We start from the raw sequence: 23,480 nt of genomic DNA, 5'->3' as shown, positions 1-23,480 counted from the left end.
GTCTGCTCCGCAGACACGACGCGCCGCCGCTACGCGGCGGAAACCGGCGCGGAGCGCCGGTTGAACTCCCCGACTCCGTCGGGGAGTTGGCGTCACTCCGTGACGCCTCGACAGCAACGCGGAGCGATCCTGACTGGCTCGGATCGCTCCGCGATCCGGCCGGCCGCCCACGCTCCGCGCGGGCTTGCTGCTGGCTACAGAGGCGGGCCGGTGACGCAGCGGAGCGGAGTCGCCTGCCGAGGCCCGGGCACCGCACATGTGGTGTGTCAAAGTTGGTGCCTGGCCTGCTTATGTACTCAGACGCTACCACCATGCGACCGATTTAAGGCCGGTATTGACGTAGCGTCGCTGGATCCCTCAGTGTGTCACTTTTGCGGCCCGCTAGGTTCTGAACTGCCGTCAGGTCACCCGCAAAGGGGCGGGCCGATGGATACCGGCCCGCCCCTTTTTTACCCGATCAGTAGACCCTGAATCCTCCGCGTGTTGCGTTGTACTCCAGGAAGTTCATCCAGTCGTTCCACCAGGGGAATTCGGTCAGGGTCTCTTGCCTGTCCTTGAGGCTCGCTTTATCCCATGCGGCAAGTGCGTCGGACAGTTCCCGTTCGGACACCAGCCATCCGTCATTGCTGACGAGCTTGTAGGAGGCGATTCCCTGGCCTTCGGGGTCCCGGTCGATGGTCGCCTGCACGGCTTCCAGGTAGGTGCGCTGGTTGTCCGTCAGGCGGAGCTGTGCGGCCTTGCGTTCGGGGCCGTCGGGGTAGTGGCGGGGGTCGTCGGGGTGCTCGGTGAGGCCGTATGCCTCCAGGGTCGGGAAGTCCGGGACGGCCGCGTCGGTGAGCATGTCCAGGGCGCCCATGAGCTGCCGGGCGGTGCCCATGCCCCAGATGTTGAGTCGGAAGTAGAGGCCGGTGCGGGACTTGTCGTACGCCTCCCATGCCGCGTCGAGCTGGTCTTCCAGGGCCGTGGCTGCGCTGGCGCTGGCGTTGGCGTACTGGCAGCGCAGTTCTTCGACGCGATCGGCGGCGGCGCGGATTGCGGCGGCCTGCTCCTCGTCGGGTTCGGTCGCGCTGTACATGTCGTAACCCATGGTTCTCCTTGGTCGGTGGGGTCTTCGAGGCCCGGGGGCGGCGCGGCCACAGCGCCGCCCCCGAGTTTGGGGTTATGCCCGGATGTAGTCGTAGGTGTCGCGGTCGACGAGGTATCCGGACTGGTTTCCGTAGAGCTCAGCGAGGCGGACAGCGCCGCGTTCGTGGTCCCACAGGGTGTTCGGGTTGGCGTATTCGGCGACGTTGGGGAAGAAGTCGAGAATGGCTTTGGCCGCGTTCTCTACGGCTTCTTCATAGGTGATTCCGTTGGCGACGACGATGAACTTGTTGTTGGTGATCTGGGTCATGTGGTCGAGCCAGTCACAGATGAAGGTGTAGGCGAATTCGCGAGGTTCCATGATGGTCAGCCCTCCTCGGGAAGCATGATCGTGATCACCGGCTCGCGCTGGTCGCCGGGCCCGATCTCGACGACGAGGCGGGCGAGTTGCGGGATGCGGGAGCGGCCGTCGCGCTTGATGCGGTGCAGGGTGACGTGCGCTTGGATGCCCTTGGCTCGGGCGATGGCCAGGCGGGACATGATCAGGACGTCCCAGAGTCGGCCGGTCTCGTCCTGGACGGTGTTCTGTTTGTGGTCGTCGGTGTCGGTCCAGGCCACGCAGTCCTCCCATGCGGCCTTGGTGAGGGCGACGGGGACGCGGAACCCGGCCTCGTGGCTGAGGGTGCGTGGGACCTCGACGAACAGGCCGTGGGTGATGGCCTGGGCGCGGGTGAGGGGGTGGGCGACGTATACGCCGTCGGCGGCCGCCTGCTCGGGGGTGTACTCAGCGTCGGTCATGGTGGGCCCTTTCAGGTGGTCTTGGAAGGGCCGGGGCGGCGCGGCCACAGCGCCGCCCCGGCCGTGGGAGGGGTGGTCAGTTGCTGCGGGGGCGCTGGGTGGGGATGAGTCCGGCGGTGAGGTACTGCTCCACGAGGTGGGCGGCCTCGTCCGCCGTGAGGCCGAGGGTGTTGCCCTCGGCGTCGGCGCCGCCGGTGAACAGGGCGTGCCCGTGGTAGAGCTGGTGGGGCTGGCGGTGGGTGGCGTAGAGGCGGGTCGCGCCGAAGTTCGGGGTGGCCTGGTTGATCAGGCCCTCGTCGTCGATCCACATGGTCAGGCGCTCGGTGATCTGCACGGCGTCGATGTGGTCGCAGTCGCAGGCCGCGTACAGGAGTTTCAGGTGGTCGTTGTCGTTGGCGGGCCAGTCGAGAAGGCGGAACTGGCCGTCCGTGCGGATGAGCAGCGCGTAGGCCGTGGAGGTCTGGGTGTTGGGCATGGTTCTCCCTGAACTTGGTGGTCGGGTCTTCGTGTTGGGGTCCTGGCCACAGGACCAACCAACGAGATAAGGGTATCGCACTTCTGCCCTACGGGCGGCGTTTTCGACGCCTTGATCGGCGCGTTTTCCCAGATCAGATGCCGTGCGCGGGCCCGGTGGGGGCGCAGCGCGGGGTGTGTCGGGGCCCCTCGGCGCGTCGCGCCGAGGGCAAGGAGTTCGGCAGCGCGGAGCGAGGGAGCGGGGCGCGGAGCGGCCCGTGAGTGTCTGCCGTACTCCGCAGTGCGTGAGAGCGCGGAGCGCTCGGTCCGGGCGGGCGCGGAGCGGCCGGTCGGCACGCGGCCAGGCCGGTGCAGCGCGGAGCGCTGGACCGGCCGTCCGGCACGGCCCGTGCTGCGCCCCCACCGGGCTTGTGAGGGGGCTTTGCTGCGCGCTGGACGGGCCGTTGGCGGGGGACGGTGGCGCGCCCCGGTGCTGCGCCCCCGGCTTGCGGCCGTAGGCGTGCGTCGGCCCGCTGGTTACGGGGGGAGACCAGCGGGCCGACAGTCCTCATGGTGGCACGGTGTCCCGGTCGCGGGCGGGTACTTGAGTCAGGCCGGTCCCCGAGGCACGCGTGCCATGCCTCGGGGTGGCCGGCTGTCAGGCGGGCGGCGCCTGGTGCGGGTTCTGGGCGACGAGGTCCAGGGCGTCTGCGCCCCAGTCCGCGCACATGTCGAAGTAGGCCGCGTACTTGCTGGGGTCGATGTCGGCGGTGCGCGGGTCCTGGCCCTCCTCGGCGGGCAGGCGGAAGGCGTCGACGCGGGCGTCGTGGGTATTGATGAAGTCGGCTGCCTGCGCTGCGAGTTCGTTGTAGTCGTGCAGTCGCAGGGCTGGTTGTCCGTGCTGCGCGGCGGTCGCGGTCGTGGCCCGTGCGGCGAAGGCGCGCAGCTGGTCCAGTGTGCCGGTGACGGCGAACGCTGCCGCCTGGGGATCTCCGATGACCAGAGCCGATGCGCCGGGCGGAAGGTCGGCGCCCAGCTCGTGCGGTCCGTCGTCGACGGTGAGGAGGCGCAGGGGCGTGGTGTCGGCGTCTGCGACTTCGTAGCGCGCGCTCACCGCAGCTCGCCCTGGGAGCGCGCGCTGGTCGTGCACGTCGGGGAGGCGTGCTCGGTGCCGATGCCGTGGGGGTCGAGGTCGACCAGGTGCTCGTCGTGGTCGTCGGCGACGGTGACGACCGTGGCCCAGGAGGTGGGCTTGTAGTGGGGATGCACGGCCAGGGCGCGGCGTGCGGCGTCGATCGGGTCGAGGGCGTCTTCTACGTCGATGGTCCAGGTGACGGCGTAGTGCGGCATGAGTCGCTCTTCTCGGAGGGGGCCGGGGCGGGCTGCGGGCCCGCCCCGGCCCGGGCTGGTGGGGGTGACCACTGCGGGTTGTTCCGACTCCGGAAGCTGGTGGTGCGGCTCCGGGGCGGGACCGGGCCCACGGTGTGCGGCTGTCAGGTCGCGATGTCGGCCTTGGGCGCGGCGGCCTGGTCGTCGTCCTCGGTGCAGTCGGGGCACGAGTGGTGGGCATCGCCGCACTCGTCGTGCTCGGCATGCTCGCTGAGGATGGCTTCGGCTGTGCCCGCGTACCCGTAGGCGCCGGTCACCCCCGCGAGGGTCTCGGCTTCTTCGCAGGTCAGCGTGCAGTCGTAGTGCGGAACCAGCTCACTGGCCAGGCCCGTACCCACCCAGGTGGTGACGAAGTCGTCGCATGCCTGCGCGAGTTCACGCAGCTCGGCGAGGCTGGTCTGCATCGCGTCGATAAGCTGGACTGCGCGCCTGTCAGCGGAGGCCTTCTTCTCGCTCATGACGTCGCGTCCTTGCGCTGCACGATCCGGGCATCCGAGAGGTTCTGGTCGGTGACGGTCCCTGCTCCGCCTTCGATCACGTCGTTGTAGTCCGACCAGTGCGCGTCCAGGTGGGCCAGCAGAGCTGCGTCGTCGACGGTCACGGACGCCGGGACGGTGAGGGTGAGCGTCGCCTCATAGACGACCTCCTCGGTCACCTCGACCGTGGCGCGGACTTCGACGTCCCGGTCGGGTGCGGGCATCTCGTCCGGACGCAGGCCGTCGGCCGGGCGCACCGGGAGGATCGAGTCGCGGGCGAGGGGCGTGGGCCCGTCGACGGAGCCGTCGAGCAGCACGGCGATCCAGTCCTCGGCGTCCTCGATGGGGTCGGCCTGAAGGACGCGGACCAGGACGCCGTTCAGGACGTTGATCTGGTCGCCGGGCTTCAGCTCGCTGGCGTAGCGGCAGGTCTCGCCGTCGACGTGGTGGTCGGGTCGGCGGTGGGCGCAGAGTTTGGACACAGGTGTCCCCTTTGATGTGGGTGCGGTTGGTCTTCGATGTTCGGGATCGGCCACGAACCCGAACAAGACAAGGCTACCGCATTTGAGTCCAAAATTGGGTACGGAACGCCGTGTCATTTCATCAATTCCCGCAGCTCACAGGCGTTTTGGGGTGGGTGAGGGCGCGCGGTGGCCGCTCCGTTGGGGGCTCTGGATCACGCGCGGAGCGCGAGAGGCAGGCAAGGGAGCCGGCGGCGCGGAGCGCGGGCCCGGGCGCGGAGCGTCGGGCCTGTCGCTGGGGCCCGCAGCGCGTGAGGGCGCGGAGCGCTTCCGTACCCGGCGGGCGCGGAGCGCACGGTGGGGCACGCGGCCAGGCGGGGGGACGCCGCGGAGCGGCCTCACCCGCCGCCCCGGCGGTGCGGCCACCGCGCGCCCTCACCCACCCCCAATGCTGCTCCCTCATTCCTTTTCCGGGGACGAGCGGCGCACAGCTGAGCAGCACCCCCTGGGCCGTCCTGAGCAGGAGTCAATGCGCCCCGGGGACGTCACGCGTCCGTGCGACAGCGGTCCCCGTAACACTGCCGGCCGTCGTTACAGCAGCAGTGGGTCCGGCCCGCACCGCGGCCGGCCAAGCACCTCTTGAGGTAGGTGACGATGGGCAAGGGCAAACGACTGCGCTCGGGCAGCCCTTCATCACGACCGCAGCGCGCGATCGTGGTGGTGGACGACCTGGAAGTCGGTCAGCAGTACGGGATGATGACCTGGCGGATGGGACGCCAGGACCGCCCGCCACTCAACGCCGCATTGCCGTGCGAGGCCACGGACGACTTCCTCGCCAAACTGCACGAGGCCTCGCTGCATGCCGAGGAGTCCTACTGGGACCTGCTTGCCTGGCTGCGCACCCAGGTTCCCACCCCGGACGACAACGAGGCCTTCGCTCGGGCCAAGGAGCGGTGGCTGCTCTCCCGGGACTGGAAGACGTCGGTCTCCGTCGCACTCGCCGGTGAAAACCTGCCGCTGTTCCTCGTCTCGAACTTCGCTCACGTGGGCGTCGTCCTGGGACCGCCCTTCACGGCGAAGCCGTCGCTGGCCGTGCTGGACCCCCTGCAGATCCGGCGCCTGAAACCGTCCTTCACCGACGCGACGGCCCACGGGCGCCGAGAGATTGCCGCGAACGCACCCACCCCAGTAGGACACCGCGCGGCCATGGCCCTGCGGTTCCTGGACGCACAGCCCTGGCCCGTCCAGGGATTCATTCCGCCCTCCCGCGCGGAGGCCGATCACGAAGCCCACTCAAGGCACCGCGCGTTCCTGGCCCGCTCCCCCTACCTCCTGCCCGAGGAGAACACCGCCGCGGGAGTCAGGAAAAACGCCGCGCAGAGCAGCCCCCTCGCCGACGAATAAGTCGGTCCCACACACATGGCACGGTCCCAGATGCCGCCCGGTGCGCCGCCTCGGCAGTGTCAGCGACCCGACGGCCGGCCGGAGCCGGTCCGACCGTCGTAGAGGGCCGCAACCACTTCTCTCGGAGCGGGCCGCGTGCCGGCGATGTAGCGGATGCCATCTCCCTGAGGCGGCCAGCCACTCTCACGGCCCAGGGGGTGGCGCCGGCTGACGGCTGTTCGCCATCCCCACCGTTCGTCCCATGCCAGCGCCGGCACCGGAGCATCGAACGCGAGCGGCACCGCTGCCGCCAGGACGTTTTCTGCCACCGGCACGAGCTCCGCCTGCTGGGGATCGGCGAGGCGTGCGGAGATCAGCGCGTCGATCACTTCCTGCACGTAGGGCCGCAGCCGCAGAGCGCGCAGCGCTGTCGCGGCGTAGGTGAGCGCTGAGCGGCGCACCGCGGCCGGGTAGTTCAGCCGCTGCGCGGCTTCCTCCAGGGACAGTCCCTCCTCGGCCGCGCACAAGGCAGCGATCCGCTCTCCCCGCAGCCGGGGCAGTATGCGGGTGGCCGTCGAGTTGGCAATGCCCAGTTCCTCCGTGAGGCGGGCGAGTGTCAGCGCCGGGTCAGCATCGAGGAGTTCGCCGACCCGGCCGGGCAGCTGGTCACGCGGGACCATGTCGCCACTGCCCCTGGGCCGGTGCACCGGCCCTTGGCCGGCCGCCGCGGCCCCGCTCTCGCGGTAGGCGCGCAACGCGTGGCGCGGGCAATGCTCGACTCCCCCGACCACCACCAGATGCGGCGCGAGCCGCGGGTCCCTCTTGTAGGAGTCCCACGTCTTGGGCGTGACATTCAGGTACGCGGCCGCCTCAGTCCGCTCGAGCAGATCCTCGTCGTCGTCCCGCGCAGGAAGCGCCGGCACCGGGTCACCGTTGATGTACGCCGCTGTCTGCTCGGCATCCCACAGCTTTCCCTTCCCCTCGGGCGCGCTGATCGGGGCCGGGAAACCGGGCGCCTCGTGCGGCTTGCGGTTGCGGAACGCCTTCACCGACGAAAACCCCATCGCCGCAGCCAGATCGGCACTGTTCTGCACGAAGCCGCGACGGCCTGCACGGATCATCGAATAGACCCCCTCACGTCACCACCCCCACCCCGGCGCACACGGCACGAAGGGCAGGACAGCAGTCGATTGAGCCGGCACTATAACACCGTCAAAATAAGGGTAAGGGAGTTACGTCACACGCGGCAAGGAGCCACCCAGCAGGCCTGCTTCACAGCTACACTCAACCCATCACGCTCTGCAGGTTCACCCTTCAGGTGTGGTCTTCGAGGCCGGCGCCCTGGCCACCCCGCCCCGGCGGGATTGGGCGCCGGCCACTTTTTATGCCGCCCATACAGAGCGCCCAGCTGGTGAGAGCCGCGGCATGCGGCACAGCGCCCGTCCCCTTCGAACACCTTGATTTTGGAACCGTCCCCGCACGCACGGGCCGCACAACTCATCGACGCCTGCGATGAACAGTCCGCCGGGACCATCCCCGCGCGGGCGGGCCGCACTCCGACGGGCCGACCTTGTACTTCGGGCCGAAGGGGCCGTCCCTGCGCGGGCAGGCCGCACCCGGCACCCCAACCCCAGAACAGTCTCCCCACCAGCAAGGGACCGTCCCTGCGCGGGAGGGCCGAACTCGACACACGAGCCGTCGTTCTTGCTCGAAGCGGGACCGTCCCTGCGCGGGAGGGCCGCACGCCGGGGTATCCCGCGAGCGGCGTCCAGCCCAGGGACCGTCCCTGCGCGGGAGGGCCGCACCCGGTGTCGGTGCAGGCGGCGCGGATCTGACGGGGACCGTCCCTGCGCGGGAGGGCCGCACGCCAGGCCCTCGCCGAACTGGTCCGCGATGCCGGGACCGTCCCTGCGCGGGAGGGCCGCACCGGCATCGGCCGGAAAGTACTGGTCAAGGCTGGGGACCGTCCCTGCGCGGGAGGGCCGCACCCTTGCCGACCTGCAAGTCCTGTTCCGATCGGAGCTGTTTTTCTACCACTTCCGCAGATTCCGGCATACGCACACAGCACGCCACATCACGCACGCAAAGGGGACGGGCGGCCAGTCGCCCGGCCACGCCGACTGCCATCCCGAGAGATCGCAGACTGTCCGCTTCAGTCCCCACCGTGACGGTGCGACTTGTCCTGCCCTCGCCCTGAGGCCGGCGCAGTCCACGGACGCTCTACTCCCCTGTCCAGGGGACGAGTCCACCTCGCTGACCGCGAAGCGACAGCGCCACTGTAAGCGCCTCTACAGCTGAATTCCTTGCGCGACACGTACCGGATATTCCGGGCGATTCGATTGTCAGTGGCGGGTGCGAGGCTGCGTGCCATGAACGAGAACACCACCACCATCGTGGTCCGCCTGCCGCTCGATCCCACCCCCGCACAGTCCGAGATCCTGCACCGGTACGCGAACGCGTCCCGGTGCTCCTTCAACTTCGCCTACGGCATCAAGAACGCCGCGCAGCACCGGTGGAGCAGTGGCCGTGATGTGCTGATCCGGCATGGGCAGACGCCCCAGGAAGCGGCCAGGAACGCGCCCGTCGTGAAGATGCCGGGGCAGTTCGAGATCCAGAAGATGTTCGGTGCTGTGCGAGACCTGCCCTTTCCCGGGCCGCTTCTGCCGGGCCAGGAGCCGCACTTCCTGTATCCCTGGTGGAAGGGGGTCAACGCGACCGTGTGCCAGCAGGCGTTCCGGGACGCCGACACGGCGTTCAGTAACTGGAAGAGTGCGGCGAAGCGCGGTGTGCAGGTCGGCTATCCGCGGCCCAAGAGGCGTGGCCGGTGCCAGGATTCGTTCCGGATGTTCAGCGTGCGGCTCATGCCGGGCAGTCTGCGGCACGTCCGGATCGGCGGGGAGAAGGAGCCGGGCGGACAGAAAGCGTTCGTGGTGCGCCTGCACCGCCCCGCCCGTCTTTTGAGCCGGGCTCTGGCCCGGGGCGGGGTCACGAAGTCGGTGACGATCACGCGGGAGGGACATCGCTGGTTCGCGGCGTTCAACGTGCGCATCGCTGCCCCGGATCCGGTCCCGCCGACGCGCCGGCAGCGGCAGGCCGGGACGGTCGGCGTGGACCTGGGCGTGAGCGTGTTCGCCGCCACGTCCGACCCGGTCCTCATCGGCCAGGACAAGGTGCAGATGTTCGCTAACCCCCGGCACCTGGAGGCTGCGCAGCGCTCGCTGCGCCGCTGGCAGCGGCGCATGGCGCGCCGTCACGTGAAGGGGCTGCCCGCCTGGGAGCAGTCGGCCGGCTGGCGGGAGGCGCGAGACCAGGTGAGCCGTCTGCAGGCGCTGACCGCCGCGCGCAGGAGCTCCACCCAGCACCTGCTGACCAAGCGGCTGGTGACGCAGTACGAGCAGGTGGCCGTGGAGGACCTGCGGGTGAAGAACATGACCCGCTCGGCGAAGGGCACCGTGGAGGCGCCGGGACGCAACGTGGCCGCCAAGGCCGGTCTGAACCGGGCGATCCTGGACGTGGGCTTCGGGGAGATCCGCCGGCAGCTGGAGTACAAGGCCCCCCGGTACGGGGCGCGCGTCACCGCGGTGAACCCCGCGTACACGTCGCAGACCTGCAACCGGTGCGCGCACGTGGATGCCAAGAGCCGCCGTACCCGGGACCTGTTCACCTGCACCCGCTGCGGCCACGTGACCCACGCCGACATCGGAGCCGCCGTCAACATCAAACACCGCGCCTTGGCCTCCGAGGAGAGCGCCAGCACCAGACACGCCGCGTCCGGCCATGCGGCCACCGACGAGGTCGACACCTTGCAGGGAGCCGTAGATGCGTGACGAGGCCACGGGAGCGACTGAGCTGCCACCGCCCGACCAGCCGATGACCGTCGCCGCCACACTGGCCCGGTGGCCCACCGGCGCCTGGAAGCGCGAACTCCTCTACGGCGTCCTGTACTTCTACGGCGAATTCGACCAGCGGGACATCATCTATCGCCGAGCGGACCTACTTTGGCCGGCGCGCGCTCATCAACCGGGCGGATGACCTGGAGGTGCACCCCGGCAGCCCCGGACCCGCCCGCTCGGTCCTGGGCGCGGAGACCGGCATGCCGCCACCGTAGCCAGGGCCAACAGCAACCGTTTGGAGCGCACCGGCCACCCGCCTCGGCGGATTAGGAGCCAGTCGGCTTCCTCCCCCTCGCGTCGACCGGCAGACTCACCCGTGCGAGCGATACACCCGGTGTCCCGGCCAGACTTGCTGCTGCACGGCGCTATCGTCCCTGACGGCTAGACGCGTACTGCCGCTCACTGCTGCCCTGCACCACGCCGATGACGGGGCACCTGGTGGTCAAGGTCCTCCGGGGCCCGCGCATCAACTTCTGCATCCGGCTCGCTGTTCACCGGGGGCGGAGAGGCGTGGCTCTGGCCCTCAGGAAGGGACACGATGCCCAAGAAGCAGCCCACCACCGCCCAGCGTGCGCGCGAGGATGTCGCCCGAGGCGCCAAGTACACCGCCGCTCTCCGCGCCCGCACAGCAACAAGCACCACCGCCGCGGCAGCAGCTGCCGAGTCCCAGGGCCTGCCCGAACCGCTGCGCCAGGCAATCCAGTCCATGACCGCCGAGGCCGTCATGAACTGCCAGGAGGTCATGCGCTACACCGAGCCGGACCGCGCACGCGACTGGAAGCGCATGACCCTCTACCGGGCCACGGACGCGGCGGACGCGATGAACGCCCTCTCCCTGCTGATCGCCGCGTACTGCCAGCGCACCGGAACCAGCCCCCGCCGACTCGATCAGTACCTGCAGGCCTCCTACCAGCACGACCGCACGCCCGGCCCGGCCGAGGAGCACCGAGCCGAAGTAGCTGCCCTCCTCGGGGAGGACCTGCCCGAGGGACTCGACCGAGGCCTGGCCTCCTACCTGCGCATCGCGCACGCCGACAGTGCTGGTGCGCACCGGGACGACGACACGGACGTCGAGCGGGTGTGGACCGCAGCCTGCCTGCACGGGCTGCGTGCCCGGCTGTGCGACGACGTCGACGCACTCGACACCTACCTGCCACCCCACATCGCAACAATCGCCAAGAAAATCGCCCAGGCCCTGGACATGCCCCAGCCGGCAACCGCGGGAGCGGCGGCCGAAACGGTGGTGCCGGACGTACACGAGCGATAGAGGCACCACTCCTTCTCCGCGGCGGAGGCCAACCCGGTCGGGCTGATGCGTCTGTTGTCGATCGTGCAGGCCAGGTCGAAGACCGCAGCATCACCCGGCTTCAGGATCGTGACACGCGGCTGGGCGGGACCGCGCTCGATCGGGTTCGCGGTGTTGTCCTCGTCCTTGAGGTCCACACCCGCGAGCCCGTCGCCGAGCAGGTCGTCGAACCCCCGTTGATCATCGTGCTGCCCGCCGAGCGGCAGGACGTCGAGGTCTGGCGTGGTTGTCGCACGCGCGTCGGAACCAGCGGGATTGGGCGCCGGCCATTTACATCCCGCCACCCGCACCACACCCGCTGAACTCAACAGTGAGGGTTGACGACAGTCGAGGCCGGAGATTGGCTGAGGGATCGCGAGCAAGGGAGCGCCAGATGCCCCGTGTTGAACGTACCCACCGACTCCCGCAGTGCTCACCCTGCCGCGGAGACCTCATCCTCAGCGCCGTTGCGCCGAAGAACGACGCAGACGGACGGCCGATCCATCTGCAGTTGTGCGCGGCCTGCGACACCGGGGACGCAACACGCCCCGCGGCCGGGATCCTGGTGCAGTTCTTCACCGAAGGCGGCGGCCACGACACTGCCAGAGCCGCCGAGGGAGCCCGGCTGATGGTCGACTGGACCAAGGAATGCATGGCCGGCCACGGCTGGCACTGGAAGCCTGACACCTCAGGCGGACCAATGTAGCGGGAGGCACCCGCAGCGCACTGGCCCGCAGAACTCCCCGCACGCGTGGGAGCGCACCCCGACCCCGGACGTGGGGGTGGGCCTCGACTGGGACCGTCCCTGCGCACGTGGAGCGCACTTGTCGGCCTCGACGCACAGCTGACAGGGGAGAGCAGGAATGATCCAACGGTCCATAGCGCTGCAACCCCCGGTATCTCCACGGGCGCACCGTACCGACTGGTCTCGACCTATGTGCACCGAATGAAGGTGACCCATGGCTGGCAAGGCACCGGACCGGATCCCAAAGATCCGTGTGCACAAGTTGCACACCCCGCACGGCCACGGACCGGAGCGCTGCACACATCGCCCATCTGGAGGAACCACAACGACGTGCCGCATGGCGAACTGTTATGCCAGGCCAGCCAGTTGCCATGAGCCTCCCGCACCGCACCAGCGCGCTGCTCGCCGCCGCCATCCCCGCCATGCTGGCCGCCTCACTGACCCGCCGCCGCACCCGGCTGCGGCGGCGGGCGGCCTCGACGATGTGCTGGCTGTTGTTGCCGAACCCGGTGCCGGCCAACCCTTGGCGCCCTACAGGCTGGCCATGGCCGAGGTGGTGACCAGCTGCCCGGCCTGAAGCTGGTGGGTGAGGTCGAGGCCGCTGTCGATCAGGGTGAGGACGGCGTGATGCCGGGCCGCGGGGATGGCGGCGATCTGGTTTCCGCCGCGGTTGACCCTAATGGTCGCCGGCTTCGTGCCTGGGTGGGTCAGGGTGACCGGCCCGTCTGCGGTGCCCGGGCCTACCCGTGCGAGAGGGATGGTCACGGGGTGGCCCCGCAGTAGTTCGTTGAGCGGGTTGGCTGGCTTGCTCACGTAGTCGAGGAGGTCCTCGATCTCGTACGTGTTGGCCTTGTACGCGGTGACCCAGCCGTCGATCTGCTGATCGGCTACCCAGGTGCGGAGCTCACCGGAGCTGATGCCGGCCTCCGCCGCGGCGCGGCCGATCTGGTGGGCCAGGCGGCGGGAGGTAATGCCGGAGGTCAGCAGGGTGATGGCCTGCTCGGTGTCGACACCGTGCCGGATGTGCCAGGCCGTCTGTGCGAACAGACGGGGCGTGGTGGGTGTCAGCAGGGGGTGGGTGTTGACGAGGTTGATCAGGGCTCCAGCTGTCCAGCTGATCGCGTGCTCGAAAGCCTGCTTGATGCTCTGGACGGTCAGTTCCAGCAGCCGGGGATGGGACGGCATGTTGTCGGGCATCCAGGTGCGGGCCAGTTCCGGGATGGAGGTGCCGGAGATCCAGTCCCGGACCGCGTCGCCGATCGGCACGTCGGCCTGGAGGTCCTTGTTGTGCTGCCTGGTGAGCTTCCAGCTCCCGGAGGCCTCGGGCGTCGCCAGAAGATCCTTGAAGGCGCTCTGCTCGGCAAGGAAGTCCAAGGTGTGCTCCAGCGGCCACTCGGGCGGACCGAAGAAGACGCTGATCTCGTCCGGGGTGCCCTCGGGGTCTGCGTAGGCGACGAGTTGCTCCGCGAGGCGTTGGGCGACCTGGTCGAGGAAGCGGGCGGATCCGATGCTGGTGCCGGTGCTGGCCCACCGGCGGGTCGAGACGGGGTCGGTGGCGTCGTAGACCGCGGTGACCTTTTCCGCGAGCGCCATCCAGCGGGCCGGGACCGAAGGGTCGTCGGCCTGTTCCATCGCGAGCAGCGACCGCACCGGGTCCAGCCGGTCGCCGGGCACGTGGAGGGTCTCGGCGTGGGTCTGCAAGACCAGCCACACGAACGCGGCGAAGTCGGCCGCGACGGTGCCCATCACGCCGAACAGGCCGTCGAGCGAGTCCTGCAGCTGCCCCTCGGCGTGGGCCAGTGACCGCAGGGCGTCTTCGCTGAGGAGTTCGGAGGTGACGGTGAGCCGCTCGCTGTCGGGGGTGAGTTTCTCGAACTCCGCGGCCCGGGGCGGGTAGGGGCGGGTGAGGATGACCCAGCCTTCGCTCTCGCGCCCGGCCCGGCCGGCCCGGCCGATGGCGTTGAGCAATTTCGCGGGACTGAGGCCGTGCTGGTTCCCGCGTGTGGGATCACCCTCGACCGTGTGATTGATGATGACGGTGCGCACCGGGAGGTTGACGCCGTCGGTGAGGGTGGTGGTGCTGGCGATGGCCAGCAGGTCTCCGTCACGAAGTCCTTGTTCGACGGCGTGCAGGACGTCGTCGGGAAGGTCGGCGTGGTGGAAGGCGACGCCATGGCGGGTGCAGTCGACCAGGGGGTGCTGCTCGCCGAGGGTCTCGGCCAGGAACTCAGTGAGCGCCGCAGCCTCGGGGCGGACGTCCAGATGCTTGGCCATGGCGCGCGCGGCGCTCCTGGCGATGTCCTTCTTGGAGACGACCATCAGGACGCTGCCAGCCCGGGTCAGGGCGGCGGCGCCGGCGGCGAACACCTCGTAGTCGGGGATGCCGCCGGTGAGCTTGGTGGCAGCCTTCCACTGCCGGGAATTGGGGGAGGCGTACGCTCGGGCGCCGACACCGGGGAAGGTCAGGCCGAAGGTGCCGCTGGCGGCAGTCGGCCGGACGTCGAGCCGCGGGGCCACCGGCACAGTGGCCCGGGTCGTGGAGGGTTGGTTCTTGCTGGGCTTGCGCGGGGTGCGCTCGGCCTGGCTCTTGAGCAGCAGCGGGTACATGAGGCCGTGCAAGCGTCTCGGGCCGCGCCAGTCGTCGGTGAAGTACACCTCCTCCGGCGGTCGCGCTGGGTCCAGCCACGACGCAAGGGCAGCCCGGTTGCCGACGGCGGCGGAGAGCAGCACCAGTCGGATGTCGGAGCGGGTCCGCAGAAGGGCGAGGAGGCTCTCCAGCACGAACCCGCGCTGGCCCTGGGCGAGGTGGTGGGCCTCGTCGACGACGATGAGGCTGACCTCGTCCAGTGCTGCGCCCGGGTTGTTGCGGATCATGTGCATGAGCCGCTCCGGGGTCACGATGTCCACGTCTCCGACGAGGGAGCCGCTGCCGTCGGCGAGCGGGAAGTCCGGCTGCTCGGCGACCAGCTTGCGCTCCAGCAGCCGCAGCCGGCCCCGCAGCGCGGCCCGCATCTCCCGGCCCAGGCTGCGCATCGGCGATACATAGACCACGCGGCCGGTCTTCTGCGCCAGGTGGGAACAGATCACCAGCTGGGCCATCAGCGTTTTGCCCGCGCTGGTGGGCACGCTGATCAGGCTCCGGCTGGTGGCGGGGTCGACCGGGTTGCCCCGCTCCAGGTTCAGCAATTGGCGCTGCGGGCGCCACAGGGTCATCACCGGCGGATCGGACATCGCGAAGGTCCGGGCGACCGCATCTGGAGTTCCCTCCGGGAGCAGCGTGTACAGGCTGCTGGCGGCCATCTCGCCGCTCAGGCCGAGGAGGTGGGCCGCGACCCACCGGGCGGGCGGGTCACTGCGGCCGGCCTGGCCGTCGAGCACGCTGCCCAGCAGGTCCTGTGCGTCCTGCAGGCGGTCCGGATCGCCGAACGAGAGGAACAGGCGCAGGTGGTGGACCGCTTCGACGACGGCTTCGGCAGGTCCGTACATCGTGCCTGCGAGCGGATCGCCGTCCATCAGCTCACGGAGCTCCGCGAACTGCCGACGCCAGGCGGACAGGACCCGGTTCAGGTCGGGCCGGTCGAAACCCAGGAACACGACGCCAGCCTCCAAGGCCAGGGTGTCGATGTGCGCCGGGAGCGAGGACGTGAAGTTCACCAGGTTCTTGACCTGGCGGTAGACGGCGGTGGCGTTGGGCTCCTGCTCGCACCGGCGGTACCCGGCCTGGGCGGCGAAGGCGATCTTCAGCCGCTCGGTGGAGGAGTGTCGTTCGTCGGCGAGGGCCAGGTCCATCACGTGCGCGCTGACCGCGAGGGCCTGCCGGGTCCGCATCGGGTCGAATCCGGGGGTCTCGGGCTCGACCGCGGCCAGTCCGTGCAGGAGCCATGCCGTGGCCAGCACGTCGTCCGGGATCTCCTGGTCTCTGCCGAAGGCGGCGATTTCCAGTTGGGTGATGGCAGCCAGCAGTTCCTGCACCGAGGGCAGGACCCCGCCGGGACGGTGTTCGCCGAGGGCAGTCGCGAGAACAGCCGGATCTAGAGTGCGGTCCACACGTACTTCCTCACCTCGTGGGCGAAACCCTCGAGATCGTCGATCGCCACCACCAGGCCCTGCAGCGCGCCGGGGTGCTTGTGGGTGGTGAAGTGCTCGTGAGCGAGGTGGAAGGCCTTCGTCGGGATCGCCGTGTTGTTCAGCGCGACGCTGACGCCGCCACCAGCCGACTCCTCTTCATCGACCCACTGCTCGGCCAGACTGCCCACGAACTCCCGGGTGTCGTCAGCGAGCAGTTTGTCGCCCCAGGACAGCATTCCCAGATAGGTCGCTCCCTTGGTGCTCAGCTGCGTCCAGCCCTTGCGGATCGCCCCGTCCGGCTGGTTCGCCTCCCCGGTGTACTTCTTCATCTCCCACAGCCGGAAGGAGAAGCCCCAGGTCGTTCCGTCTTCCCGGTAGACGATGAGTCCGTCGCCGCCCCCGTCGTTGACGGCGGCCTTCGGCGGCCCGAGGATCTCCACGGCGCGCGCCGGATCCTCGGGCAGGTCGCGGGTCAGGAGATACCAGAGCCACTCACCCACATACCCGGCCAGCCCGTGGTTGCCCTGCTTCATCGCGGCGGCCGCTTCGAAGACAGGCTCCGCGAATGCCTTCACCAGAACGTGATCCGTGCCGGTCAGCTTCGCCCCGTTCAAGGTGGCCTCGCGCCACTTCCCGTAGGTCCGTGGGCGCCCGCCGGTGCGCTCCCGCATGATCTCGTCGGCAATGATCCACGCGGCGGCCGCCCGGTCCTCGGGGTTGCCGTTGAGGGTCACGACGAGCTCCCAGCGGCACGGCTGGTCGTCTCCTCGCGGCTCTCGTCGTATCAGGTCGGCCACCCGCCCCCCGACGGCCGTCGCTCGGGCCAGCGCTTGCGCGTGCGAAACGTCGACCACCCCGAACCCCCTGCTCGTCCCCCACCACCCGCGCCGCACCCGTTGTGCGCTGGGGGCCGAGGCGGCCCTCGGCAAGGTCACCTTATCGAGGCGCTGCTGGTGTCCTGGCTGGCCGGCACGTACTCGACGTCCTGCTGGCCGCACCCCTTCGCAAGTTCCGCGGCCTTGCCTACGGTCACTGTTCGGTTGGCGTGTCGGTTATCCAGTGCTCGGGGACCAGGGCCTGTCCGTTGGTGAGGCGCCATCGTTCTCGTACGGCGCTGCGGAAGGGTTCAGCGTCGAGGTCGGCGTGTTCGACGACGATCACCTGAAAGTCACCGTCGAGGACGTCGATGGTGTGCTGGATTGTCTTGTAGACGTTGAGGAGCGTGGCGTGCGCGCCTCCGAAGCCGCCGTCGCGGGTGTCGTCGGGGAATCCGGCTTGTGAGGGCTGGTCGAGGATGAGGAAGCGGGGGACGGGGCTGTGCATTTCGGAGAACCACTCGTGGAGGCTGAGCATGGTCGCGATGTGATAGCCCAAGTAGTTCTGACCGCTGCCCATTTGGGCCATTTTGGTGGGTCCGCGTGGTGAGTCGGCGATGAGAGTCAGTGCCTGGGGGTCGAGCCGGAGGGGTTCGTTGCGGTGTTCCAGTTCCAAAGCGATGGCCTTGGTCTGGATCTTCTGGTTGACCAGGGACAGGTAGCTGCTGAGCACGTCCTGCTGGACTGTGCCGGCCAGGTTCTCCTCGAGTTCTGCGATCTGTGTGGCCAGTTCCTCTCGGCGGTCGGGGTCCGGTGCGGTGTGGGTGTGCCGCGCCATGGTGTCGAGGAAGAGGCTGATACGGCCGCGCACGACGGCCGCCTGGCGCTCTGCGTCATCCTGCGCAGTCGATCTCTGGCCCGCGCTGAAGACCTCCGTTTGTTCCTGGTTGCGTGCCAGAGCATTACGCAGTTCGTTCAGGGATTCTTCTTCCTGGGCGATGCGGGCGTTGATGTCGGGGGTGGCCTCCCCCATCGTGGTCGTCTCCGCGGCGAGCCGTTCAAGATCGTGTCGCATGAGGCGGACGGTTTCGCTCGAGTTGTCGACGTGGCTGCCGCATACGGGGCACTGGGCGGGCTGGTCCGCTGTGTCCGAGGGTGTTGGCGGCAGGAGGTTGAGGGTGGCCAGGCGGGCGTGCTGCTCGTGTGCCTGGCCGAGGAAGGCATCCTTCTCGCGCGAGATGGACTTGAGGTTGGAGATCCGCATGCGCGTCTGGGCGTAGGCGTCGCGCAGGGTGCGGCGTTCTTCGTTGAGGGCGGAGAGCGGGTCTTCGCTTCCTGCCCTGCGGGTGCCGGTCGTGGGTTGGGGCTCGGTGATCTCATGCAACTTGCGCACGATCTCGTCCTGGGACAGAAGACGGCCTGCGGGCAGGGGGTTGAGGAGGCCGGCCTCGATGGCCTCGGCGAGCAGGGCGGCGGCTGTTCCTGAGGCGGGCTGGAAGGGACGGGCCTGGTCGTGGCGCTCCTGTTCCCGGGCCAGCTCACGTCGCAGGAGTTTGAGCTGGTGCTCGCGCTGGGCTCGTTCGGGGTCGACGGCACCGAGGAAGTACGGGAGCATCGCGCGCAGGGCCGAGGAGTGGAAGTCCTGGTTTTGTGCGTGGAAGAGCAGGTCTTGGTTGGCGACCTCGTTCTGCTCCTGCAGGCAGAAGAACATGCCGTGTCGCACCGACGGGGGTATCTGGCGGGCGCTGCGCGCGACGGGCAGACGGACAGCGGGGTCGATGCCGGCGAACTTGGACAGCACCTTTTTCGCGGTGTCCAGGGGCATGGAGAAGTCCAGCTCGCTCAGGGTGGGCGGTGGCGCGCCCTGGGCCTGGAATTGGACACACAGGGTGGTGCTGCGTGCCGCCCTGCGTGCCGGGGCCGAGCGGGCGACGAACAGCTGCTGCGTGTCTTTGACGAGGGTGAGGGCATAGACGTGCACGTAGTCGCGCAGCGCCGCACCGCGGATGACGAAGCCGTCACTGCCCAGGCAGTAGTCGACGATGGCCAAGATGGCGCTCTTTCCGCGCCGGGGGTCACCGGTGATGATGTTCAGTGAACCGGTGCGGAAGGGGACGGTGCGTATCTCGCCTCTCCTGTTGTAGAGGGAGATGGCGGCGATCTGGAACGTCAAGGACGCACTCCTAGCAGGGTCATGACGGTGCTGAGGCTTCCGGTGCTGGACAGCCAGCGCCCCAGCAGCCGGGCGGCTTTTTGGATGTCGATGACGTCCTCGCTCTCTCCTGTGATCGTCTGCCGCAGAGCTCCGGTGGGGACGAAGAGGCGGCCCTGGTGATCACAGGCGAGCAGCTGGGTCTGCAGCGCGGTCAGCAGGCCGGGCCGGACGGTGTCGGCCAGTGCGGTGGCGTTCACCGCCATGGAGGCCCGCACCGCGGTGTTGCCTTCCACCCAGCGGTTGAGGCCGCTGGCCACGGAGTGCGGCAGCACCGTGCGGATGGCCGGCTGCAGTGCCATCACGGCGGCGAGGGTGGCGATGGCGATGGGGCAGGTGGTGCCGTGCTGGGCCTGGTGTCCCTGCACGGCGCGGGCGGCAAGCAGGCCGGTGAAGGCGGGGTTGTACAGGGCACGCTCGTCACGGCTGAGGGCGTTGTACGGTGTCATTCGCTGGTCGCCTGGGCGGGCTCGAGCAGGGCCATGAGGCGGGCTGTGAAGTCCACGTGCCAGCCGACGCGCAGCTCGTCGGCGAGCATGTGGAAGGAGCCCTTGGTCACGAATGGTTCGTCGCACTCGGGACGGATGCGCCGTTTGGCCTCGGCCATCGCCCACCGGTAGATGTTCATGGCTGCGTCGACCTTCTGCGTCTCGGCCGCGTCGGGGCCGAGTGTGTCGATCATGTCGAGGAACAGGTCGTCCCATTCCTCGATCAGCCGCCGCTCGTAGCGGCTGATCTCCTGTGGGAGCACCAGCTGGTCCCGCAGCCACCGCGAGCGTTGTTCGAAGGCGCGCATGTAGTCGCGGACCGCTCGGTTGACCCGTGCCGTGCCGAGCTGGATGAGTTCCAGCTGCCGTACGAAGGGCTCGCGTGCGTACCTGGCGAGGTCTGCCTCCATGAGGGCGACGTCCTCGTCGATGGGCAGGCTGGTGCGGGCGAACTGGTTGCGGAGGTCGGAAAAGGCACCGTCGAATTCCAGGGCGGTGATCGCATCGACGCTCTCGTCGAGCAGGTGCACGATGGTGCGCTGGTAGAACCAGCCTTCGAGGTGCATCAGGAAGGAGGCGGCGTGTTGCCGTCCCACGGCGGTGACGGCGCTCTGCAGCAGCCGGTGCTCGACATCGGCGACGTCCGGCGCGTCGGCCACCACCTGGATGCGGGAGACCAGATGTTCCAGCTGGGCGTCGGTAAGCAGGTCGAATGCGGCGAACGCTTTCGCCAGCTCGGTGTTTGTGGACGCCGCGCGGACGGCCTTGAGGGTCTGCAGCGCGCCGGTTTCGTTGCGCGGGGCCGCTGCGGAGGGCTGCAGCATGCTGCCGATCCCGCCGTCGGACACGCCGGCGGTGGTGATCAGGATGAGGTCGGTCTCGTCCAGGGTGATCTGGTCCTGGGCGACGGCCAGGCACCAGATGCGCAGGGTCTTCCAGAGATCCGTGCTCGCGTCGGTCAGACGCGTGCCCTGGGAGCGGTGCTTGAGTTGGTAGTACGTGCGCCCGTCCCGGTTGACCAACTCGATGTCGTCGCCGGCCTCGATGGCCAGCGACCAGTCCAGCTGGCCGAGGCGGCTCACGCACAGGTGGAGCGCTTCTCGTAACTGGTAGACGTAACCCAGTGCAGACGCCGATGCCCGGAAGTCCACGTCTCGTTCCCCCACGCGCTGCCCACCCCCTCAGGATCACCGCGAGTGCGCAGATCTTGTCACGGAATCCGCCCTGTTGGGACCCTTCCGGCTGACACACCTTCGGCCAACGGCCCCATCCGGCGGCGGTCCGCCAGCGTCAGGGCAGATGCCCGAGCGAGCACCTATAACTCACACGATGCCGGTTGAACGGACCGGCCCTGCAACCCACCGCCTCCCGAGACGGCTGGCACGCACTGCGCGGATTCGGCTGCGGGGCGATCCTGGTCGTCGCGCGCGTTGGCTTCGTCCATCCCCAAAGCGGCCGTACAGGGCTTTTGGCCAGGCGTCTTCGGTGACAAGCGTGGATGCGCCGGGCCATAGGGCCCGTGGATGAGGCGTGTGCGGTGCGAACCTGAAGCGCCGGGCACGCCGCGGCGTCTCCCGGCAGGGCGTGGTTCCTCTACGAAGATGCGTTGAGCTGGGGGAACTTCGAACGGAACGAACTTTTATCTTCCGACTGCCAGGACCAGGTTCTGAAAGTAGCATGTCCCCGCGGCAATTCCGGTGCGTCAAGCCGGAAAGATCGGGGGAATCCATAGTGCCAGAAATCGAGCCGCCTGCTGCAGCGCAAGCCCGTGACGACAGCGACGGCCAGCAGGGCGAAGGTGAGCCACCGACTTCAATCCGGTCAAGATCATCTAGTACCGAAGGGGGAGGGCGCCTCGCGAGATCAAGAAGACGTCTCGCCGCGTCCTTCCTGCGCCTGCTTACCCGTTTACCCGGGACCGCTTCCAGCGAGGAGAACGAAGACACGCCGGAGCCGCCGGCCCGACAGAGGACTAGGGCTCAGAAGGAACAGAGCATCATCGCATGGGCCACGCTCCTCACTGCAGCCCTGTCCGCTATTGCAGCGATTGCGGCACTCTCCTACACGGGTACTGCAACCACTGATTCTCATCAACTGGCCAAGATGCAAATCAGCGACAGCCGTCGCGCCCTTGCCGCACAGAAGAAGGAGCAGGCGGTCAAGGTGAACGTCTGGACAAACAGAGAGCTGTACAAGAAACGATTTGGACAGCTTGGCCCGCGATTCGTTTTTGTCGAGAATAGATCAAAAGACCCCATCTACATGCCTGTGATCTATTTTTCGTATCTCGACGACGAAAATAAGCCAGGGAGAATTGTCTTCAATATTCCGCGGATCCTCCCTGCTTGCACAAAGATCAAACTCAACATGCGCTTCGCGCTACGCAATCTATCTTTCACCAGGAACCCTAAGAAGGTGGAGGAGTACACCCCCGCGGCTGCCGCGGGAATCGGCTTCTTTGACGCTTCGGGAGTAGCCTGGGACAGGTTTTCGGGAGATTTCAACGTACCGCCGCACCTGAAGACGGTGAAGAAGCTTCCTACCCCCAAGCGCGGCGAGTCCATCATGACGGAATGGGTGCTTCAAGAAATTGCTATGGCAGACCCGAAGGGAGTTACTAAAGCGACTGGTTGCGGCGACTGAGCGTTTTCAGCATTGCCTCTCCAGGGTGAGGACAGTTCCGGTGATGACGGCCACACGGTTGGAGTCGGTGCGGGATCTGTGAAGGATCAGGACTCCAGGCGGCGCGCGGCGTCCTGGGCGGGAAGCAGGGCGGTGATGTCGTCGCTCATGCCCCGATCATCAGCCGCGGCCCCCGGCCGGCGGACCTGCAGACGGGATCATCCTCCCGCATGGAGGAGCCATACGCGACCCGCGCCCGCGCACCGGACGCACCGGACGCACCGGACGCACCGGACGCACCGACGTAGTCGTGACTGCCGGTTCAGGCGGCTTGAGCCGTACAGCGTCGCGTGACGCGCCTGCAGCTACGCAGCGAGGCGGAACAGGGCGCGAAGCGCCGCCCCTCCCACGGCCCAGCATGCCGGGAGTGTGGTTCTGGACCATGAGGGGCCAACACCTATCAGACAACTAAGCTCAGATGCAGGGCACTTGGATTTTTCGCGCCGCGGACCCCCGGTAGACTCGCTCAGCCCCGGCCGGCGTGGGCGCTGAGGTCAGCCTCAGGCCCGTGGGGCGTCGGCCGGGACGCCCGTGAACGATCTTTCTGCGGCCACCAGGCGAATCGGTAGGATCGCGGCATGATCGAAGATCCCGTGGTCGTGCTGCCAGAGGCCGATTACCGGAGTGTATGGGATCGCTTCTACGAGGATTTCAGCTTCCGGCCGAGTACGAATCCGATCAAGTGGCCTGCCATCCAGGAGCCCGTCGCGTCGGTGACCTGGAGCCTCGCTGCGCTTGACGATGATTCGAGTTACGAGCGCCTGGACCACCTGGTCGCGGTCGTCGAGCAGGGGTTGTCTTCCTGCGTTGGCCCGTCGGGCACTCTGTTCGCCCTCGACTGGCAGCACACGTCGTATCGCTTCGCACCGCAGGAGGTCGGCGGTCCTGGGCAACCTGCCTGGCCGCTGAGCCCTTATCCCGACGGGGACTACTGCATCTTCCTTGCGGAGGACTTCCACTTCGGCAGTTTTGGCCACCCTTGGGAGGGGTCTCTCTGCCTGTTCGGTGAAGAGCTTCTCGATGTCGCGGCCACGGAAGTCGGCAAGGTTCTTGGGCCACCGATCCGCAGGTCCGGCAGGGCGGTCGCAGTTGCGCACTCCCGGGAGCCTTTCGCCGAACCCACCTGGCCGGGGTGCTGATTAAGGGTTGTCCTGTAAGAACGGCTAACACAATGACCTGAGTTGTCGGTGGGTGATGAGGCAGCAGGCCAGTTTGAGGAACGCTTCGTGAATGTCGGCTCGGCGTTCCC

At 68.4% G+C, this 23,480-nt stretch carries 22 protein-coding genes, 1 pseudogene and 1 CRISPR repeat array; of the genes and pseudogenes, 8 read left to right on the top strand and 15 right to left on the bottom strand.

The features are described from left to right. Nucleotides 1-457: 457 nt before the first annotated feature. From ABZY33_RS33035 to ABZY33_RS33000, 8 genes are all read right to left on the bottom strand, one after another. A complete protein-coding gene (locus ABZY33_RS33035) occupies nucleotides 458-1,087 on the bottom strand; it encodes a hypothetical protein (protein WP_356495397.1) in 630 nt (209 codons plus the stop codon). Nucleotides 1,088-1,159: 72 nt separating this feature from the next. Then, entirely contained in the window at nucleotides 1,160-1,444 is a 285-nt protein-coding gene (locus ABZY33_RS33030) for a hypothetical protein (RefSeq protein ID WP_356495396.1), read from the bottom strand. A 5-nt stretch (nucleotides 1,445-1,449) separates the two neighbouring features. After that, a complete protein-coding gene (locus ABZY33_RS33025; protein WP_356495395.1) occupies nucleotides 1,450-1,881 on the bottom strand; it encodes a DUF6573 family protein in 432 nt (143 codons plus the stop codon). Nucleotides 1,882-1,957: 76 nt separating this feature from the next. Continuing rightward, nucleotides 1,958-2,356 (bottom strand): DUF3846 domain-containing protein, encoded by a 399-nt coding sequence (locus tag ABZY33_RS33020; RefSeq protein WP_356495394.1) that lies wholly within the window; start codon nucleotides 2,354-2,356, stop codon nucleotides 1,958-1,960. 636 nt (nucleotides 2,357-2,992) lie between these two features. Then, nucleotides 2,993-3,448, bottom strand: coding sequence for a hypothetical protein (locus tag ABZY33_RS33015; RefSeq protein ID WP_356495393.1), 456 nt, complete (start codon nucleotides 3,446-3,448; stop codon nucleotides 2,993-2,995). Continuing rightward, entirely contained in the window at nucleotides 3,445-3,684 is a 240-nt protein-coding gene (locus ABZY33_RS33010) for a hypothetical protein (RefSeq protein ID WP_356495392.1), read from the bottom strand. The genes ABZY33_RS33015 and ABZY33_RS33010 overlap by 4 nt, the downstream gene beginning before the upstream one ends. Nucleotides 3,685-3,827: 143 nt before the next feature. Then, nucleotides 3,828-4,181, bottom strand: coding sequence for a hypothetical protein (locus ABZY33_RS33005; protein ID WP_356495391.1), 354 nt, complete (start codon nucleotides 4,179-4,181; stop codon nucleotides 3,828-3,830). Continuing rightward, entirely contained in the window at nucleotides 4,178-4,681 is a 504-nt protein-coding gene (locus ABZY33_RS33000; RefSeq protein ID WP_356495390.1) for a hypothetical protein, read from the bottom strand. Before ABZY33_RS33000 ends, ABZY33_RS33005 begins: the two co-directional genes overlap by 4 nt. A 633-nt stretch (nucleotides 4,682-5,314) precedes the next feature. Between ABZY33_RS33000 and ABZY33_RS32995 the strand changes: the two genes are divergently transcribed. Then, nucleotides 5,315-6,064 carry a hypothetical protein gene (locus ABZY33_RS32995; protein ID WP_356495389.1) on the top strand — a complete coding sequence of 250 codons (750 nt, stop codon included), beginning with the start codon at nucleotides 5,315-5,317 and terminating at the stop codon, nucleotides 6,062-6,064. A gap of 59 nt (nucleotides 6,065-6,123) precedes the next feature. On the opposite strand, the gene ABZY33_RS32990 is transcribed toward ABZY33_RS32995, so the two are convergent. Continuing rightward, nucleotides 6,124-7,164 (bottom strand): hypothetical protein, encoded by a 1,041-nt coding sequence (locus ABZY33_RS32990; protein ID WP_356495388.1) that lies wholly within the window; start codon nucleotides 7,162-7,164, stop codon nucleotides 6,124-6,126. Nucleotides 7,165-7,508: 344 nt separating this feature from the next. Continuing rightward, a CRISPR array of direct repeats spans nucleotides 7,509-8,031; the repeat unit is 29 nt; unit sequence GGGACCGTCCCTGCGCGGGAGGGCCGCAC. Between the two features lie 381 nt (nucleotides 8,032-8,412). On the opposite strand from ABZY33_RS32990, the gene ABZY33_RS32985 reads away from it, so the two are divergent. The 5 genes from ABZY33_RS32985 to ABZY33_RS32965 all read left to right on the top strand — a co-directional run bounded on the left by ABZY33_RS32985 (nucleotide 8,413) and on the right by ABZY33_RS32965 (nucleotide 12,526). Beyond that, a complete protein-coding gene (locus ABZY33_RS32985) occupies nucleotides 8,413-9,870 on the top strand; it encodes a transposase (RefSeq protein ID WP_356495387.1) in 1,458 nt (485 codons plus the stop codon). Then, a complete protein-coding gene (locus ABZY33_RS32980; RefSeq protein ID WP_356495386.1) occupies nucleotides 9,863-10,075 on the top strand; it encodes a hypothetical protein in 213 nt (70 codons plus the stop codon). The genes ABZY33_RS32985 and ABZY33_RS32980 overlap by 8 nt, the downstream gene beginning before the upstream one ends. 399 nt (nucleotides 10,076-10,474) lie before the next feature. Then, nucleotides 10,475-11,203, top strand: a complete 729-nt coding sequence (locus tag ABZY33_RS32975) for a hypothetical protein (protein ID WP_356495385.1) — start codon at nucleotides 10,475-10,477, stop codon at nucleotides 11,201-11,203. Nucleotides 11,204-11,615: 412 nt separating this feature from the next. Further along, on the top strand, nucleotides 11,616-11,927 hold the full coding sequence (locus ABZY33_RS32970) for a DUF6300 family protein (protein ID WP_356495384.1): 312 nt from the start codon (nucleotides 11,616-11,618) through the stop codon (nucleotides 11,925-11,927). 410 nt (nucleotides 11,928-12,337) lie between these two features. Further along, complete coding sequence (locus ABZY33_RS32965) at nucleotides 12,338-12,526, top strand: hypothetical protein (protein ID WP_356495383.1); 189 nt, start codon at nucleotides 12,338-12,340, stop codon at nucleotides 12,524-12,526. Here the strand turns inward: ABZY33_RS32965 and ABZY33_RS32960 are convergent. The 5 genes from ABZY33_RS32960 to ABZY33_RS32940 all read right to left on the bottom strand — a co-directional run bounded on the left by ABZY33_RS32960 (nucleotide 12,498) and on the right by ABZY33_RS32940 (nucleotide 20,700). After that, nucleotides 12,498-16,013 (bottom strand): DEAD/DEAH box helicase, encoded by a 3,516-nt coding sequence (locus tag ABZY33_RS32960; RefSeq protein WP_356495382.1) that lies wholly within the window; start codon nucleotides 16,011-16,013, stop codon nucleotides 12,498-12,500. The two genes, ABZY33_RS32965 and ABZY33_RS32960, sit on opposite strands and share 29 nt — an antisense overlap. Then, nucleotides 15,998-16,768, bottom strand: a complete 771-nt coding sequence (locus tag ABZY33_RS32955) for a hypothetical protein (RefSeq protein ID WP_356495381.1) — start codon at nucleotides 16,766-16,768, stop codon at nucleotides 15,998-16,000. Before ABZY33_RS32955 ends, ABZY33_RS32960 begins: the two co-directional genes overlap by 16 nt. A gap of 295 nt (nucleotides 16,769-17,063) precedes the next feature. Beyond that, entirely contained in the window at nucleotides 17,064-19,022 is a 1,959-nt protein-coding gene (locus tag ABZY33_RS32950) for a DUF3732 domain-containing protein (RefSeq protein WP_356495380.1), read from the bottom strand. Continuing rightward, nucleotides 19,019-19,510, bottom strand: coding sequence for a three component ABC system middle component (locus ABZY33_RS32945; protein WP_356495379.1), 492 nt, complete (start codon nucleotides 19,508-19,510; stop codon nucleotides 19,019-19,021). The genes ABZY33_RS32950 and ABZY33_RS32945 overlap by 4 nt, the downstream gene beginning before the upstream one ends. Beyond that, on the bottom strand, nucleotides 19,507-20,700 hold the full coding sequence (locus tag ABZY33_RS32940; protein WP_356495378.1) for an ABC-three component system protein: 1,194 nt from the start codon (nucleotides 20,698-20,700) through the stop codon (nucleotides 19,507-19,509). The genes ABZY33_RS32945 and ABZY33_RS32940 overlap by 4 nt, the downstream gene beginning before the upstream one ends. A gap of 580 nt (nucleotides 20,701-21,280) precedes the next feature. Between ABZY33_RS32940 and ABZY33_RS32935 the strand changes: the two genes are divergently transcribed. Continuing rightward, nucleotides 21,281-22,192, top strand: a complete 912-nt coding sequence (locus ABZY33_RS32935) for a hypothetical protein (protein WP_356495377.1) — start codon at nucleotides 21,281-21,283, stop codon at nucleotides 22,190-22,192. A 617-nt stretch (nucleotides 22,193-22,809) separates the two neighbouring features. Then, nucleotides 22,810-23,370 (top strand): DUF2716 domain-containing protein, encoded by a 561-nt coding sequence (locus tag ABZY33_RS32930; protein WP_356495376.1) that lies wholly within the window; start codon nucleotides 22,810-22,812, stop codon nucleotides 23,368-23,370. Nucleotides 23,371-23,394: 24 nt separating this feature from the next. On the opposite strand, the pseudogene ABZY33_RS32925 reads toward ABZY33_RS32930, so the two are convergent. Beyond that, nucleotides 23,395-23,480: pseudogene (locus tag ABZY33_RS32925) on the bottom strand (IS5/IS1182 family transposase); the annotation flags it as partial.

Source organism: Streptomyces sp. NPDC006552 (assembly GCF_040611655.1).
In the GTDB taxonomy this organism is placed as follows: domain Bacteria; phylum Actinomycetota; class Actinomycetes; order Streptomycetales; family Streptomycetaceae; genus Streptomyces.
The sequence above is the reverse complement of the archived record's forward strand: the minus strand, read 5'-3'. Positions and strand labels throughout refer to the sequence as shown.

Bases quoted from the DNA above. Each gene is read 5' to 3' on its own strand.
- ABZY33_RS33035 (WP_356495397.1), bottom strand. From the start codon at position 1,087: ATGGGTTACGACATGTACAGCGCGACCGAACCCGACGAGGAGCAGGCC.
- ABZY33_RS33030 (WP_356495396.1), bottom strand. From the start codon at position 1,444: ATGGAACCTCGCGAATTCGCCTACACCTTCATCTGTGACTGGCTCGAC.
- ABZY33_RS33025 (WP_356495395.1), bottom strand. From the start codon at position 1,881: ATGACCGACGCTGAGTACACCCCCGAGCAGGCGGCCGCCGACGGCGTA.
- ABZY33_RS33020 (WP_356495394.1), bottom strand. From the start codon at position 2,356: ATGCCCAACACCCAGACCTCCACGGCCTACGCGCTGCTCATCCGCACG.
- ABZY33_RS33010 (WP_356495392.1), bottom strand. From the start codon at position 3,684: ATGCCGCACTACGCCGTCACCTGGACCATCGACGTAGAAGACGCCCTC.
- ABZY33_RS33005 (WP_356495391.1), bottom strand. From the start codon at position 4,181: ATGAGCGAGAAGAAGGCCTCCGCTGACAGGCGCGCAGTCCAGCTTATC.
- ABZY33_RS32995 (WP_356495389.1), top strand. From the start codon at position 5,315: ATGGGCAAGGGCAAACGACTGCGCTCGGGCAGCCCTTCATCACGACCG.
- ABZY33_RS32990 (WP_356495388.1), bottom strand. From the start codon at position 7,164: ATGATCCGTGCAGGCCGTCGCGGCTTCGTGCAGAACAGTGCCGATCTG.
- ABZY33_RS32985 (WP_356495387.1), top strand. From the start codon at position 8,413: ATGAACGAGAACACCACCACCATCGTGGTCCGCCTGCCGCTCGATCCC.
- ABZY33_RS32980 (WP_356495386.1), top strand. From the start codon at position 9,863: ATGCGTGACGAGGCCACGGGAGCGACTGAGCTGCCACCGCCCGACCAG.
- ABZY33_RS32975 (WP_356495385.1), top strand. From the start codon at position 10,475: ATGCCCAAGAAGCAGCCCACCACCGCCCAGCGTGCGCGCGAGGATGTC.
- ABZY33_RS32970 (WP_356495384.1), top strand. From the start codon at position 11,616: ATGCCCCGTGTTGAACGTACCCACCGACTCCCGCAGTGCTCACCCTGC.
- ABZY33_RS32965 (WP_356495383.1), top strand. From the start codon at position 12,338: ATGAGCCTCCCGCACCGCACCAGCGCGCTGCTCGCCGCCGCCATCCCC.
- ABZY33_RS32945 (WP_356495379.1), bottom strand. From the start codon at position 19,510: ATGACACCGTACAACGCCCTCAGCCGTGACGAGCGTGCCCTGTACAAC.
- ABZY33_RS32930 (WP_356495376.1), top strand. From the start codon at position 22,810: ATGATCGAAGATCCCGTGGTCGTGCTGCCAGAGGCCGATTACCGGAGT.